Origin of the sequence: Mesorhizobium sp. B1-1-8 (assembly GCF_006442795.2) — a bacterium.
Lineage (GTDB): Bacteria > Pseudomonadota > Alphaproteobacteria > Rhizobiales > Rhizobiaceae > Mesorhizobium.
Map to the genome: position 1 here is coordinate 5,204,485 of NZ_CP083956.1, position 14,014 is coordinate 5,218,498.

A 14,014-nucleotide genomic window follows, 5' to 3' on the forward strand; every position below is an offset into this window, starting at 1 on the left:
TGGACGCCGATGGAAGTCCGCGGCCCGCGTTTTTCCTTCCCGTCCCCGTCACGCAAGGAGCGTGGCTGGTTTTACGTCTTGTGTGACGCAGCGGGCCGCACGAAACTTGCCGCGCTGCTCGGCGGGGTGCTGCTCTCAATCCTCTCAGCCGGCGAGGCGCATGCCGAATTTACCGTCTGCAACCAGACGCTGGACGTCGTCAATCTCGCCGTCGGCCAGAAGGTCGACAATGCCGACCAGACCGACGGCTGGTGGACCATCGGCGCCAACCAATGCGTCAATGTCATCCGCGAGGAACTGGCCAACCGCTACATCTACATCTATGCGACGGACGTCTTCGGCCACGCGATCCTGAACGGCTCGACCGAAATGTGCATCGACCGGCGCCGCTTCTCGATACGCGGCATCGAGGAATGCTGGCAGCGCGGCCATATCGCGGCGCAGTTCGTCGAAGTCGACACGCTCGAGCAGGCACGCTGGACGTATTTCCTGACCGGAAACAGCCCGTGACGCACAGCATCGACACCAGCTTCAAGGCGAAGAAGCAGGCGCGGCTGGCCGAGCGCAGGCGCCGTCTCTGGCGCAGGATCCTTGGCAGCCTTGCCGCGCTCGCCGTGGTTTCGGTCGCCACGGGTTTCTACCTCACCAGGGACTATTGGTCATTCGGTGATGAGGACGAGGACCTGCAGCCTGTCGAGGGCACCGAGGACTTGCCGCCCGACGCCTCGGTCTATGTGCCGGCCATCATCGATCTCGCCGGGGACCCGATGTGGATCACGCTTGCGCCCGACGCCGACACCGCCTCGAGAGGCCACAAGGTGGCGCGCCCGGCCGAGCTCGACAGTTCCGGAGCTTCGCCGCAGATCGAAATCCTCTCCGACGTGATGCTGAGCGCCAGCGAAAAGTTCATGACGACGATCCCGTCGACGCAGGAGGATTTCGCCTTTTTCCAGGCGCAGCGGCAGACCGCCCCGACATCTCCTGCGACGGCGCCCGACGACCAGCAAAGCGCCCCGGCCGCGGCACCCGACGATCAGCAAAGCGATCTGGAGAACGACCTCCAGGCATCGCCCGATACGGAAGCGGCTCCGGCCGGTGTCGCGCCCAAGGCCGATGCCGACGATCCCGAAGCCGGCTGGGGAGAGACCATCGACCAGGGCGAGGCGGCGCTGCCGGCCTTCAAGAAAACCGAGATCGAGAACAACACCAGCGTCGCGACTGTCACCAGCGAATACCAGCGCTTCGAGGCGACCGAGGACACTTTCGTAAAAATCCTCAACGACCGTAGCCTGGACAGCGTGGCGCTCGACGCGCATTTCTCCGCCGAGGATGCAAAGCTGGCCAGCGAGGCGTTGAAGACGCTGTTCAACCGCGACGGCCTGGAAGCCGGCTATGTCGTGGCCATGCGAGGCTTCAGGCCGACGCGCGAAACGACGACGATGTCGCTCATGCAGGTTTCGATCTACGCCAGGAATGTCTATGTCGGCACGCTGACGCGCAACGCGGCGGGCGCCTTCGTGTCGGGCGTCGATCCGTGGGTGCGCGAGGACCTGTTCCATTATTCGGGCGCAGCCGACACCGGCGGGCCCAAGCGCCAGTACCGCCTGCTCGACGCGATCTATTCGACGGCGGCGCGCAACAAGGTTCCGACCAGCGTCATCGGCGAGGCGATCATGTATCTATCGAGAGGACAGGATCTGGACGCCTTCGCCAGCGAGGACCAGCGTCTGGTGCTGATCTATTCGCAGACGCCGCGCGGCAACGATCAATCTTCCGGGCGGGTTCTTTATGTGGGCGTCCAGGGCGGCAAGAGCCTCGAGTGCTTCGTCTTCCAGCAGAGCGACGGCCAGTTCGCCTGCGTCACGGGTGATGATCAGGTCCGCTCGCTAGCCGTCACCAACGGCATGGTCACGCCGGTGAGCGGGGTGATGACCTCGACCTTCGGCCCGCGCAAGCATCCGATCCTCGGCACGGTTCGCATCCACAAGGGCGTCGACTGGGCCGCTCCGGTCGGCACGCCGATCTTGGCCGCCTTCGACGGCGAGATTTCTTTCCAGGGCGATGGCGGCAGCTATGGCAATCTGGTGAAGATCGCGCATGCCAACGGGCGTGAGACGCGCTACGCGCATATGCAGAAATTCGCCATCGCAAGCGGCGTCGGCACCAAGGTGAAGGCCGGCGACGTCATCGGCTATATCGGCACCACGGGGCTTTCCACCGGGCCGCATCTTCATTTCGAGCTCTACCAGAACGGCGAGGCGATCGATCCGCTGGGGACAGTCACCGCGGTTGCCGCCTATGCTTCCAGCGATTCCGCCGGTTCTTCCGGTTCTGCCGATGCCGCCGTGGAGACGCTGACCGACCGCATCGTCCATGTCGAAAGCGGCGGCAGCGCGCGGGCCAAGAACCCGCTTTCCTCGGCGACCGGCGCCGGCCAGTTCATCTCCAAGACCTGGATCAGGATGATGAACACCTATCGTCCCGATCTGGCGAGGACGCTGTCGACGGCCGACCTGCTCGCGCTTCGCTACGATTTCACGCTTTCGCGCGAGATGGTGCGCAACCTGGCGCGCGAAGGCGAAGCCTATCTGCGCGCGCGCGGCCACCAGATCACCGCCGGGCGCCTCTATCTCTGCCATTTCCTCGGCATGGAAGGCGCGCATCAGGTACTGGCGGCGCCGGGCTCGTCGCAATTGAGCGCAGTGCTCGGGGCTTCGGTTATCCAGGCCAACCCGTTCCTCACCGGCAAGACCGCCAGCTATGTCGTGGATTGGGCCGAGCGCAAAATGGGCCAGAAGGTGACCCGGGTGGCCACTGATACGAGCCAGCCGACAACGACCACGACGGAAATCCGCCAGACGTCACCGGAGTTCGAAAAATACAAGCAGGCCATAACGGCGCTGGTCAATTCGATTCAAAATGCGGTCGAGCCTGGCTAACCCCGGGTTCAACTTCGGGCAGGCCGCAGTCAGCCCTCACGCGGATTGGGTTTTCAGGCCCGCGGATGGTAGATTACGCCTTGGTCAGGAAGTCGTTATTGTCGTTCGGCGGCGGCGGATCGTCCTCGCACTGATCTTCGGGACCGGCATCGCGGTGGGCGGCGCGCTTCATAAGCCCTGAGACAGGCCAAGCCCTGAGACAAGCAAGCCAAAAGCGGTTCGGAACCATCCGAACCGCTCCTGGCTATCTGCGTTTTGAGTAATTGCGGCCGCCCGCCAAATACCTCTCGGACGCTCCGGTGCCGGGTGCCGCTACTCGGTCCTGATCCGCATCTCGACCCGGCGGTTGACCGGATCGTAAGGGTTGGCGCTGCGCGGATGCGTTTTGCCCAAGCCGATCGCCTCGAGCCGGGCAGCGTCGACGCCGTTCGCCGTCAGGAAGGCGGCCACCGACTGCGCCCTTCGCTGCGACAGTTCCTGATTGTAGCGCGCCGAACCCGAAGCATCGGTATGGCCCTCGACGACGAAGCTGAACGAGCTCAGCCGGTTGTCTTTCAGCGCCTTGGCGAATTCGTCGAGTTCGCTGCGCGCGGTCGGATCGAGCTGGGCTGAATCCAGGCCGAAATTGATCATCATATCGAGGCCGGTCTTCTGCTCGGCTGCGCCGCTCTTTTGCTCGGCCGCGCCGCTCTTGTCGGTCTTGCTCTTGCACTCTTCCTCGGTGCCGACACAGATGCCGCGCGAGGCGCCGAGATTTCCCGCGCCGGTGAAGAATTTCACGATGTCTTCCGATTTCTGAAGCGGATCGGCGAAAACGTGCGTCGAAAAAAGCACGGCCGCCAATGCAAAGGCTGAACTGGCCCACCGCATGAGATCTACTCCTGTCCAGGTGCCGGATTTCGCAGCTGTGGATGATATCAAATTCCGAAGCGATTGTCTGTGAACAAACACACGTTGCCGGCGATTGCCGCGTGCCAAAAGCTGAGGCTTGACCGGCGCCCCCGCCTGGGGCTTGAGTGTTTATTCCCTGGTGTGAGGCAGCCATGGCCAATGAGCTCCGTTTCAGCACGGCAAAGGATCTCTTCCTTGCTTGTCCCGCCATCGCCGGGGACATGAAAGCGCCTCCAACCGATCAGCCCCCGATCGAGTTCTGCCGCGCCTTGCTGGCTGGGCGCGTGCCGGAGGAGGCAATCACCTTCTGCGCCTATCTGCTGCCCGAGCGGGCCGCGGTCTGGTGGGCGCATGAGTGCCTGACCCATCTTGCCGAACTGCTTGGCGACAGGGATCTCGAACTGCTGGTGCTGGTCCGCGACTGGGTCGGCGAACCCGACAACCTCCAGCATCGCGCGGCGGTGAGCGAGGCCGTGGATATGCCGCCGGCGACGCCGGCTGGCTGGATCGTGCTGGCCGCGGGTTGGCGCGACAACGGCTCGGCCGTCGCCATGGCGCCGGCCGGATTTCCTGCCGCCCATGCGATCAGCGCCGGGATTCTGGCAGGGCTGGCGCGCGTATCGCTCGCGGACCGCTTCGCGGTTCTTTCGGCCTTTGTCGAAATGGGCATCCAGATGGCGGAGATGGAGGCGCAGCGGCAGTCAGCTGACGCCTATTAACTCCCCCCGATCGGGACGACTTCGAATATGGGAATGGAACGCCCCCCTGCCCGGGCCAACCTATCTCGATACCGGCATGAGACTGGAGCATAGCGGGCTCCAGCAATTGTGAGCAAGGTGAAGGATCGGGGACAAACCCGGACGCAACGCGAGATCAGCTTAGTGGCCCCCTATACATCGCTGGGGCCGAGGCTCCAATCAGCCTCCCCAGCCACCGCCGCCACCGCCACCGCCGCCACCGCCGCCACCACCACCGCTACCACTACCACCTAAGGGGGCAATGACAGGCGTGGTTTGCTGCACTGGTTTGACCACGTCTTGGGCGGCCACGGTTTTCCGCTTCACGATCTTCGGCTTGGTGGTTGTGCGGACCGCCTTTGGTGGCGGCTTCGTCGTCGTCACTGTCGGCTCAGGCTTGGGCATCACGGACGTGCAGCCCGCCAGTCCCGCCACGGCGCCGGATAGAACTATCGCGATGATCGCTTGTTTCATTGCCCTGCCCACCATTGTCTCCCAGCTATCAAAACACGTCGCGACGCGGATTGGCTTGCTCCCAGACCGCCCTGGCCGTCTTGACCAGTTGGTCGTCCACCGAACCGCCCGACGGAATTTTCGACTTGAGCTCGCCGCGCAGCTGCTTCAGCGCCGCCGTTTTCGCCGTCGCTCCGAATTTTGCCAGCGTGCTGCGTGCATCCGGCAGTTCGTTGCGCAGATCGAGCGCGGCCGCCAAGGCGAGATAACGCACGGCTGCGGCCCGATCGGCCTTGTCGCCCTTCTGCATCTCCATGGCCGCGCGGTCATACGCGCCGGATTGGTCGCCGCGCGCTGTCGCCAGTTCGAACAGCCTTTGCGCTTCATCGAGGTTCTGCTCGACGCCGACGCCGTCGCGATACATGCGCCCAAGACTGGCCGGGGCGTAGGGCTGGCCGAGGTCGATAGCCTTCTGGAAGAGCGCTACCGACTGCTTCGGATCCTTTTCGACGCCCTGGCCGCTGAGATAATTGCGACCGAGAAGGTTCATCGAGTACATGTCCTGCCGCTCGACGCCCGCCTTCAGAAAGGCAACGGCGCGAGCAGGATCGGCGGGCACGCCGTTGCGGCCCTCGGTGAAGATCGCGGCAAGATCGTTCATGGCATAGGTGTGCCCCATCGCCGCCGCCTTGAGCAGCAGGTCCAACCCCTTGCCGGTGTCGCGCTCGACGCCGTAGCCGTTGAACAAGGCACGGCCCCATGACGTCATCCCGTAGGGATCGCCCTTGTCGGACGCCGCCGCGTAGAAGGTGTTGGCCTGCTTGCGGTTGACGGGCATTCCCGTTCCCGTCGCGTTGAGGTAGCCGAGCTCAAAGACGGCACGGACGTGCCCCTTGTCGGCAGCCTCCTGGATCGCCTTCTTCGCCTCCTCGACCTTGCCGACCGCGAGCAGCGCCCGACCGAGCTGGTAGCGAAAGCGGGCGACGTCCGGATAGGCCTTCACCGCCGCCCGGCAGACGTCCACGGCGTTGCTGCTGATTTCGTTCGGCAGCAGGCCTGGCACAACGCCTTGCAAGTCGAGAGGCTCGCCGGCCTCCCTGTCGCAGGGCTCGACGCTTGGCGACAGCTTCATCGTCGCCGGCTTGGACGACGCGTTGTCGGCCCTGATTTCGAAGCCGACTATCAGTGGCTTGACGGCGCCTATCTGGGGTTCGTAGCGCAGATGGTCGACTTCGTCGGCCATCAGGCTCGAGTCCGGCGACAGCGTCCGGTCCGGCAGCGACAGCGTTCCCGTCGCCGGATAGCTCGCGAGCTTCAGGCTGACGGCGGGATCCTTGGTCGGGAAATCGAGCTTCAGCGGCACCGGGCCGACGCCGACCGGGACGCTGATGTCGCGGTTCTCGATCGCCTCGGCGGCGCCGGTGATGTGGATGCCGCGCTCCAGCACCTGTTGCTTCTGCTCGGCTTCGAGCGAGGCGACGATCTTTTCGCCCTCGGCGCCCTGGCCGCTCTTGACGCGGAACACCATGATGCCCTGGGATTCGCCGCCCCAGTCGTCACGGGCGGCATAGGCCAGCATGTCGACTTCTTCCTGCGCGCCAGCCCCCTTGGGCACGTCCATCTTCAGGCGCGGCAGGTCCTTGCCCTCGATCGGCTCACCCACTTCGACAGGCTTGCCGTCGAGCATCAGGCGCCCGAGCGCCGGCGGCCTTTCGACGCTTATGGTGATTGCCCCGCCACCGACGTCGACCGGTTCCGGCAGATCGAGCGCCACGGGACCGACGCCCGACGGCACGACTTTCTCCAGCACCGGCGGCAGCGAGGGCCGGCTGTCGCGGCGCATTAGCACCACGTCATCGATCAGCGAGGAATTCTCCCAGGGAACCTGCTTGCCATCGGTGGCCTGGACGACGTCGCGGCGCACCGCGGACATGACGGTACGGATCTCCTGGTTCGGCGCCAGCGCGCGGCGGGAAAAAGCGGATGAGAACGGGCTGGCGTCGCCGGCGCCGTCATAGGCGACCGCTCCCGGCTCGGTGGCGAAGGCAATCAGCGTGTTCAGCGAGCTTTTGACCTGCGCAAGACCGCCCGTGTTGCCGGCCGTGATCAGCTGGTCCTTCAGCCAATAGTCCTTGCGCGGAAACGGATTGTTGCGGCAGGCGTCGAGGATGATCACCTGTATCTTCGATTTCGAGCGCAGCTGCTCGAGCACGTCATCGAGCTTGACTGCCTGGACCTCGATGTCGGCCGCACCTTTTAGCGAGGCGTCGACTGGGATCAGGAAATTCTCGCCGCCGATCTGAAAGCCGTGGCCCGAATAATAGACGACCGCCAGGTCGGCGCCGTCGGCCGCCGCAAGATAATTGCGGAACTGCTTCTCGAATTGCAGTTTGGTAAGATCCCTGGCGACGAACACCTCGAACCCGGCCGCCTTGAACGTGGTCGCCACGTCCGCGGCATCCTTGTCGGGATTCTTCAGCACCGGGAATTCGCGATAGTCGGAATTGCCGATCACAAAGGCGACCCTTCGATCGGCGCGAGCCTCGAACGTCGTGAGGCTCACGAGGATCAAGGCTGCAAGGAACACGCAGCATCGCAGCATGGCAAATCCTTAACTGCTATGACCTGACGGCCACAAGAACGCAGCTTGCGACGCCGAGGTCTGTTAAAGAGTTCACAGTCTGCCGAGACAAGAGCAGGGCAAATGCATAACGACGGCGGCCATGCCCCTCATCCAATCAGGTTCTAAAATACTCCAGAGCCAAAGGCGCCGCAATGATCAACGGTGCCTGACCGGATGCGCTGTGCCTTCGACCTGCGGCTGGAGGCACATTTCCAGGACATCCATCATCGGATAGATGCAGGGACATGACAGCCAGGGTAATCGTCCTCGACGCCAAATCGCTCGGCACGGCGGATGTCGCCGAGATCGCGCGGCGCAATGCCCGCCTCGTGCTCGGCGAGGAGGCCTTGCGCCGCATCCGCGTCAGCCGCGCCGTCATCGAGCACCTGACCCAGCTCGGCAAGCCGCTCTACGGTGTCACCACCGGCCTTGGCGCGTGCGTGGACACTCCGCTCGCCGAAGCCGACCTGATCGCCTTCCAGCACAGCGTGCCGCTCAGCCACAGCATGGGCGCGGGTCCGGCGCTGCCGACGGAGGCGGTGCGGGCGCTGATGGCCGCGCGCATCTCGGGCATGGTTGCCGGCGGCACCGGCACCTCCGAAGGCGTGGTGATGGGCCTGGTTGCGGCGCTGAATGCCGGCGTACATCCGGTGATCCCCAGTTGGGGATCGATCGGGGCGGCGGACCTTGCGCCTCTCGGCCATCTGGCGCGGGCGCTGCGCGGCGATGGCGAGGCTGAATTCCAGGGCCGGATCATGCCGTCCGCCGAGGCGCTCCGGCTTGCCGGGCTCGAGCCGCTCGACCTGCGCGAGAAGGATGGCCACGCCATCATCGTCGCCAACAGCCTTACGACCGGAACGGCTTGTTTGTGCCTCGAGGACGTCGCCTGCCTGATCGACTGGTCGCTGGCCGCGATTGCCCTTAATTACGAAGCGTTCCGCTCTTCCCTCCATGCCATCGATGAAGATGCTCTGTCGGCGCGGCCGGCCTTCGGCCAATGCGAGATCGGCGCCCGGCTGAGGGCGGAGCTCGCAGGAAGTGGATTGTGGAAGGAAAACTCGGCGCGCCGCCTCCAGGATCCGCTCAGCTATCGCTGCGCGCCGCAGGTGATGGGCGGTCTGCTTCATGCGTTCGACCAGGCCAAGATGGCGACGGAGATTGAGCTTGCCCATTCGGGCGACAACCCGGTGATCCTGGCGGCGGCCGGACGGGTCGTCTCGAACGGCAATTTCGACCTCACGGCGCTGGCGCTGGCCTGGGAACAGCTCGGCCAGGCGCTCGCCCATTGCGCGGTCGGCAGCGCAAACCGCTCGATGAAGCTGATGTCGCCGACGGTGGCGGGACTGCCGCGTTTCCTGTCGGCCAGGGGCGGCAGCCGCCAGGGCTATGCGGAGTTGCAGAAACCGCTTGCGGCACTGGAAGCCGAGATCCGGCATCTGGCCAATCCGATGTCGCTCAGCCCGCTGGCCGTTTCGGACGGCATCGAGGACCAGTCGTCGATGGCGCCGCGGGTGGTTGCCAAGACCGCCGCGATCATCGAGCGGCTGCGCTACCTCGTCGCGATGGAGCTGATCTTCGCGGCGACGGGGGTGGAGTTGCGCGGCGTCGTCGACAGCATGGGCGAAGGGCCGCAACGCAGCTATGCCGCCGTGCGCGCGCTTGTCGAACCGCTCGACGACGACCGCGAAATGAGCACGGACATGACCCGGATTGCGCGCATGGTGGCGGGGCCGCGGCTTTAAGCCAGCGCCTGTTCGCCATTCGTCGCTGCGGGACGGTTCATGCTATCTGTCGACGGTGGAATGCACCGCCATGCGGGCGCGGGTTCTGGCCTTCGCCGCGCAGCATCTTGGCGGCGTCAGTTGATCCGGCTGCCGGCCTCGTCGAACAGGTGAGCCTGGCCGGGATCGAACACGAGGGACACCGTGTCGCCGGCGGCGATGGCTTGTTGGCCTTCCAGCGTCAGCAGCAGGCGCTGGTCGCCCTCGGCGACGGTATGGACGATGGTTTCGGAGCCGAGCGCCTCGACCAGGGTGACTTTCGCCGGGATCGCGCCGTCGCCGGCGGCGCCCAATTTGATGTGCTGCGGACGGATGCCGAGCGTCAATTGCTGACCGGCCCTGGCCGAGGTCTCGGGTATGTCGATCCCCAGCCGGTGCCCGCCGGCCAGTGTCAATCCCGCCTCGCCTGTCGCGCCTCCGGTGACGGCGAGAAAATTCATGCGCGGCGCGCCGATGAAGCCGGCGACAAAACGGTTCGCCGGCTTGTTGTAGAGATCGAGCGGGCTGCCGACCTGCTCGATGCGGCCAGACCGCAGCACGACGATGCGGTGCGCCAGCGTCATCGCCTCGACCTGGTCGTGGGTGACATAGACCATGGTGACGCCAAGCCGCGCATGCAGCGCTGCCAGTTCGGCGCGCGTCGAGATGCGCAATTCCGCGTCGAGGTTGGACAGCGGCTCGTCGAGCAGGAAGGCGGTCGGGTTGCGGACGATGGCGCGGCCGATGGCGACGCGCTGGCGCTGGCCGCCGGACAACTGGCCGGGGCGCCGCTCCAGCAGGGCGCCGATCTCCAGCATGCGCGCCGCCTCGGCGATGCGCTTGTCTATCTCGGCGCGCGGCATCCTGGCGTTCTCGAGGCCGAAGGCGAGGTTCTGGCGCACGCTCATATGCGGATAGAGCGCGTAGGACTGGAACACCATGGCCAGGCCGCGGTCGGCCGCCGGCACCGTGTTGACCAGCCTGCCGTCGATGCGAATCTCGCCCGAGGTCGGCCGGTCGAGCCCGGCGATCTGGCGCAGCAAGGTCGACTTGCCGCAGCCGGACGGCCCGACGAAAACCATCAGCTCGCCATCGACGATGTCGAGATCGATGTCCTTCAGCACATCGACCTTGCCGTAGGACTTGCAGAGATTGTTGAGGACGATCCGGCTCAAGCCGCTCTCCTATTTCAGGCCGGTGCCGGCGATGCCGGCGGTGATGAAACGCTGCAGGAAGACGAACACCAGCACCACCGGGATCATCGTCACCACGGTCATGGCGAGGATGAAATGCCACTGCACGTTGAGCTCGCCCGAATAGATGTTGAGGCCGACCTGCAGCGTGTAAAGCTCCTTGCGGCTGAGCGCGATCAGCGGCCAGAGGAAGTCGTTCCAGCGCCACACCACCGAGAAGATGCCGAGCACGGCGAGCGCGGGCGCCGCCAGCGGCAGCACGATACGCCAGTAGATCTGCCACTCCGAGGCCTTGTCCATACGGGCGGCGTCGATCAGCTCGTCGGGAATGGTGAGCATATATTGCCTGAGCAGGAACACGCCGGTCGGCGTCGCCACGGTGGGCAGGATGACGCCCCACAGATTGTTGACCAGCCCGAGCGCGCTGATGATCGAATAGAGCGGCACCATGATGACCCCGAGCGGCACCATCAGCGTGGCGAGGATCAGCATCATGATCATCGACTGGCCGCGGAACTGGTATTTCGACAGCGCAAACGCCGCCATCGAATTGACCACCAGCGTGATCAGCGTCGCCATGGTGGTGACGAACACCGAGTTCCACAGATAGCGCAGGAAGTCGAAGTGGATGAACGGCTCGGTGTAATTGGAGGCGGCGAAGGCGATTTTCTGCAGCGGCGCCCGCTTGGCGATATCGACCTTGACGATGGTCTTGGGGTCGGCCGGATCGATCATCTGGGCGACGAGGCCGATGCGGCGGACCTCGGCCAGAGCCTTCGTAGAGCCGTCCGGCAGCGTCACGGTGAACAGCGGCAGCGGCTTGTCGTGACCCTCGACCATCACCTGTTGGGTGACATAGGGCAACAATGACGGCGGAAACTCGGCCAGGGCCGCGGGCGTCTTGAACGACGACAGGGTCAGCCACACGGCGGGACCGAACATCAGGATGACGCCGCCGATCAGCCAGACCCAGGTGACGACGTCGGTCCAGTGCCAGCCTGCGCCGCCGCGCCGCCGCAGAAGAAAGGCGGAGACCGTAGCCATCAGCGCTTTCCCCTTTTCTCGCTGGAGCGCGAAGCGGCAAGCTGCATCAGCGTCAGCACGACCAGCACGACGCCCATCAGGATGGAGGCGGCGGCGGCAAGGCCGGGATTGCGCAATTGCGAGGCGAAGCCGGTCTCGAAAATATACTGGATCATGTAGAGGGTGGACGTGCCCGGGCCGCCGCCGGTCAGTACATAGACCTCGTCGAAGACCTGGACGGAGCGGATCAGCGCCAGCACCAGCACGACCAGGAGGTTGGGCATCAGCAGCGGCAGCGTGATGCGCCAGAAGACGCGCGCCGGCCGCGTGCCGTCCATCTCGGCCGCCTCGTAGATATCGCGCGGGATCGCCTGCAGGCCGGCCAGCAGGATCAGCGCATAGAAGCCGACATGCGCCCAGATCGAAACGCCGACGGCGGCGACGAAGGCCCAGAAGCGGTCGGTCAGCCAGGTGTGAGGGTCGGCGCCCGCCGTCTCGAAGAGCAGCAGGTTGAGCAGGCCCTGCCGCTGCAGGATCCAGCGCCAGATCAGGCCGGTGACGACGGGCGACAACAGCACCGGGAAGAAGAAGACGGCGCGCCAGAAACTGCGCCCGCGCATGTCGCGGTTGAGCACCAGCGCCGTGGTCAGCGCCACGACCAGGAGCAGCGGCACCTGGACGACGACGAAGACGCCGGTGTTGCGCACCGCGATCCAGAACTTGTCCTCGACGCAGCTGTTCGGATCGAGGTAGCTGGCGCAAGTCAAAAGCCGCTGGTACTGCTCGCCACCGACGAAGGAGCGGCCGTCGAGGAAGATCGCGGTGCCGCCGGTCATCGAGTAGACGAAGTTGATGACCAGCGGCAACAGCACGAAGATCGAGAAGATCGCCATATTCGGCAGCAGGAAGAAGCTTGCCATTCCGGTCAGGCCGGTGGCCTTCTGTAGCGCGCGCAGCGGCGCGTCGACGACGCCCATGGCAAGCCGCACCGGCACGAACAGCGCGCCGGCGAGCGTTGGCGACGCGGTTGCGGGCATCTCAGCAGCCAAGGCTTTTCTCCGCCTCAGCGCTACTGCGCCTGCTTCACCTTGTCGGCGACGTCCTGGTCGATGCGTTTATAGGCCTCATCGAGGGAAAGCTCGCCGGCGACTGCCTGGCCGACACGGCCGACCAGCGCGCTGTAATAGGCGTCGGACCATTTCCAGCCCGGCAGCTTCAGCGCCGCCGGCGACGTCGTGGTGGACGCCGCGACGAAAGCGTTGAGCGCCGCCTTGACCTGCGCGTTATCCGACTTGAAGTCGAGGCCCTTGGCGATGACGGCCTTGTTCGACGGCAGGAACAGCGTGCGTTCGGCGAATTCCTTGGCGATCGGCTCGCTGGCCAGGTAATCCATAACGCGGCCGACATCCTTGGGGTTCTTGGTGTATTTCACCGCCACCAGGCCGGCGCCGCCGGGCATGCCGGTGCAGGCGGCCGTGCCGCAAGGACTGCCTGTCGCCACCCAGTCGAAATTGTCGCCGATCTTGGTGGCGAAGTTGGGCACCTGCCATGAGCCGGAATAGTAGTAGACCAGCTGGCCGTTGATGAAATCGTCGGCGGCGGCGCGATAGGTGGTGCCGGCGGCCGACACCCAGACATCCTTCTCGGCCGTGCCATTGGAGTTCCAGCCAACGAAGCGCGAGATGAAGTCCTTCGACCCCTGGTCGACCGGCGCCGGCATGCCGTCGGCGCCGATGTAGTTGGCGCCATAGGAAAGGTTCGGCCCGGTGAGCCGATGGCCGGAACGGTCAAGCGCCAGCGCGTAAGGGACCTTCTGGCTGTCGGCGACCTTCTTTGCCGCCGCCGCCCAGTCGTCCCAGGTCGCCTTGGCGTCGGGGATCGGCACGCCGGCCTGGTCGAACAAAGTCTTGTTGGCGAAGCCGCCGGTCAGGGTGATCTGCGTCATGAAGCCGGTGATGACCTTCGAGCCGTCCGCCCGCATCCAGTCGGCCTGGTCGCCGTAATTGTCCTGCCAGTATTTCGGGTCCTTGATGTAGGGCGTCAGGTCGAGCCAATGCTGCGCCTGCGCCTTGAGGTTGGTGACGCGGGCGATGTCCGGTCCGTTGCCGGCCGCAAGCTGCACCGGCAGCTGCTCCTGGATGTTGGCGTAGGAGACGTTGTCGATCGTCACCTTGACGTCGGGATTTTCCTTCATGAACCTGTCGATCAGGTCCTTCAGCACCTCGCCCTCGACGCCGTCGGAATACCACATGATGCGGACGTCGCCGGCGAAGGCCGTCGTGGTCAGCAGCGTTGAGAGAAGAGCTGCCAAGAGCAGTTTGGTTCTGGTCATCGTTTCCTCCACGATGGACGGTCATCCGTCCGGTTGATTGTCGCGGCCGGCGATCTCTTGTCG

At 65.0% G+C, this 14,014-nt stretch carries 11 protein-coding genes; 4 read left to right on the plus strand and 7 right to left on the minus strand.

Features of this window, described 5'->3' with window-relative positions:
• Window positions 1-9 precede the first annotated feature (9 nt).
• Together FJ974_RS25515 and FJ974_RS25520 are read left to right on the plus strand one after the other, a co-directional pair.
• Window positions 10-510, plus strand: coding sequence for a DUF1036 domain-containing protein (locus FJ974_RS25515; protein ID WP_181177111.1), 501 nt, complete (start codon window positions 10-12; stop codon window positions 508-510).
• A complete protein-coding gene (locus FJ974_RS25520) occupies window positions 507-2,939 on the plus strand; it encodes a M23 family metallopeptidase (RefSeq protein WP_140533099.1) in 2,433 nt (810 codons plus the stop codon). The genes FJ974_RS25515 and FJ974_RS25520 overlap by 4 nt, the downstream gene beginning before the upstream one ends.
• 312 nt (window positions 2,940-3,251) lie before the next feature.
• On the opposite strand, the gene FJ974_RS25525 is transcribed toward FJ974_RS25520, so the two are convergent.
• Window positions 3,252-3,809 (minus strand): OmpA family protein, encoded by a 558-nt coding sequence (locus tag FJ974_RS25525; protein WP_181177110.1) that lies wholly within the window; start codon window positions 3,807-3,809, stop codon window positions 3,252-3,254.
• A gap of 242 nt (window positions 3,810-4,051) precedes the next feature.
• On the opposite strand from FJ974_RS25525, the gene FJ974_RS25530 reads away from it, so the two are divergent.
• Window positions 4,052-4,549: a DUF6931 family protein gene (locus FJ974_RS25530; protein WP_226891386.1), complete on the plus strand. Its 498-nt coding sequence runs from the start codon at window positions 4,052-4,054 to the stop codon at window positions 4,547-4,549.
• Window positions 4,550-4,747: 198 nt separating this feature from the next.
• Here FJ974_RS25530 and FJ974_RS25535 read toward each other — a convergent pair whose 3' ends face one another.
• Together FJ974_RS25535 and FJ974_RS25540 are read right to left on the minus strand one after the other, a co-directional pair.
• Entirely contained in the window at window positions 4,748-5,041 is a 294-nt protein-coding gene (locus tag FJ974_RS25535) for a hypothetical protein (protein WP_226891388.1), read from the minus strand.
• A 28-nt stretch (window positions 5,042-5,069) separates the two neighbouring features.
• The gene (locus tag FJ974_RS25540; protein WP_226891390.1) at window positions 5,070-7,583 is read right to left on the minus strand and encodes a caspase family protein; all 2,514 of its coding nucleotides are present in this window, start codon (window positions 7,581-7,583) and stop codon (window positions 5,070-5,072) included.
• A 305-nt stretch (window positions 7,584-7,888) separates the two neighbouring features.
• Between FJ974_RS25540 and FJ974_RS25545 the strand changes: the two genes are divergently transcribed.
• Window positions 7,889-9,385, plus strand: a complete 1,497-nt coding sequence (locus FJ974_RS25545) for an HAL/PAL/TAL family ammonia-lyase (RefSeq protein ID WP_140535517.1) — start codon at window positions 7,889-7,891, stop codon at window positions 9,383-9,385.
• Window positions 9,386-9,501: 116 nt separating this feature from the next.
• On the opposite strand, the gene FJ974_RS25550 is transcribed toward FJ974_RS25545, so the two are convergent.
• From FJ974_RS25550 to FJ974_RS25565, 4 genes are read right to left on the minus strand one after another with little or no spacing between them, the layout of a single operon-like run.
• Window positions 9,502-10,578: an ABC transporter ATP-binding protein gene (locus FJ974_RS25550; RefSeq protein ID WP_140535514.1), complete on the minus strand. Its 1,077-nt coding sequence runs from the start codon at window positions 10,576-10,578 to the stop codon at window positions 9,502-9,504.
• Between the two features lie 9 nt (window positions 10,579-10,587).
• Window positions 10,588-11,640 carry a carbohydrate ABC transporter permease gene (locus FJ974_RS25555; RefSeq protein WP_140535511.1) on the minus strand — a complete coding sequence of 351 codons (1,053 nt, stop codon included), beginning with the start codon at window positions 11,638-11,640 and terminating at the stop codon, window positions 10,588-10,590.
• A complete protein-coding gene (locus FJ974_RS25560) occupies window positions 11,640-12,668 on the minus strand; it encodes a carbohydrate ABC transporter permease (RefSeq protein WP_413468324.1) in 1,029 nt (342 codons plus the stop codon). Before FJ974_RS25560 ends, FJ974_RS25555 begins: the two co-directional genes overlap by 1 nt.
• A gap of 20 nt (window positions 12,669-12,688) precedes the next feature.
• Complete coding sequence (locus FJ974_RS25565) at window positions 12,689-13,951, minus strand: ABC transporter substrate-binding protein (protein ID WP_140535509.1); 1,263 nt, start codon at window positions 13,949-13,951, stop codon at window positions 12,689-12,691.
• Window positions 13,952-14,014: the final 63 nt, after the last annotated feature.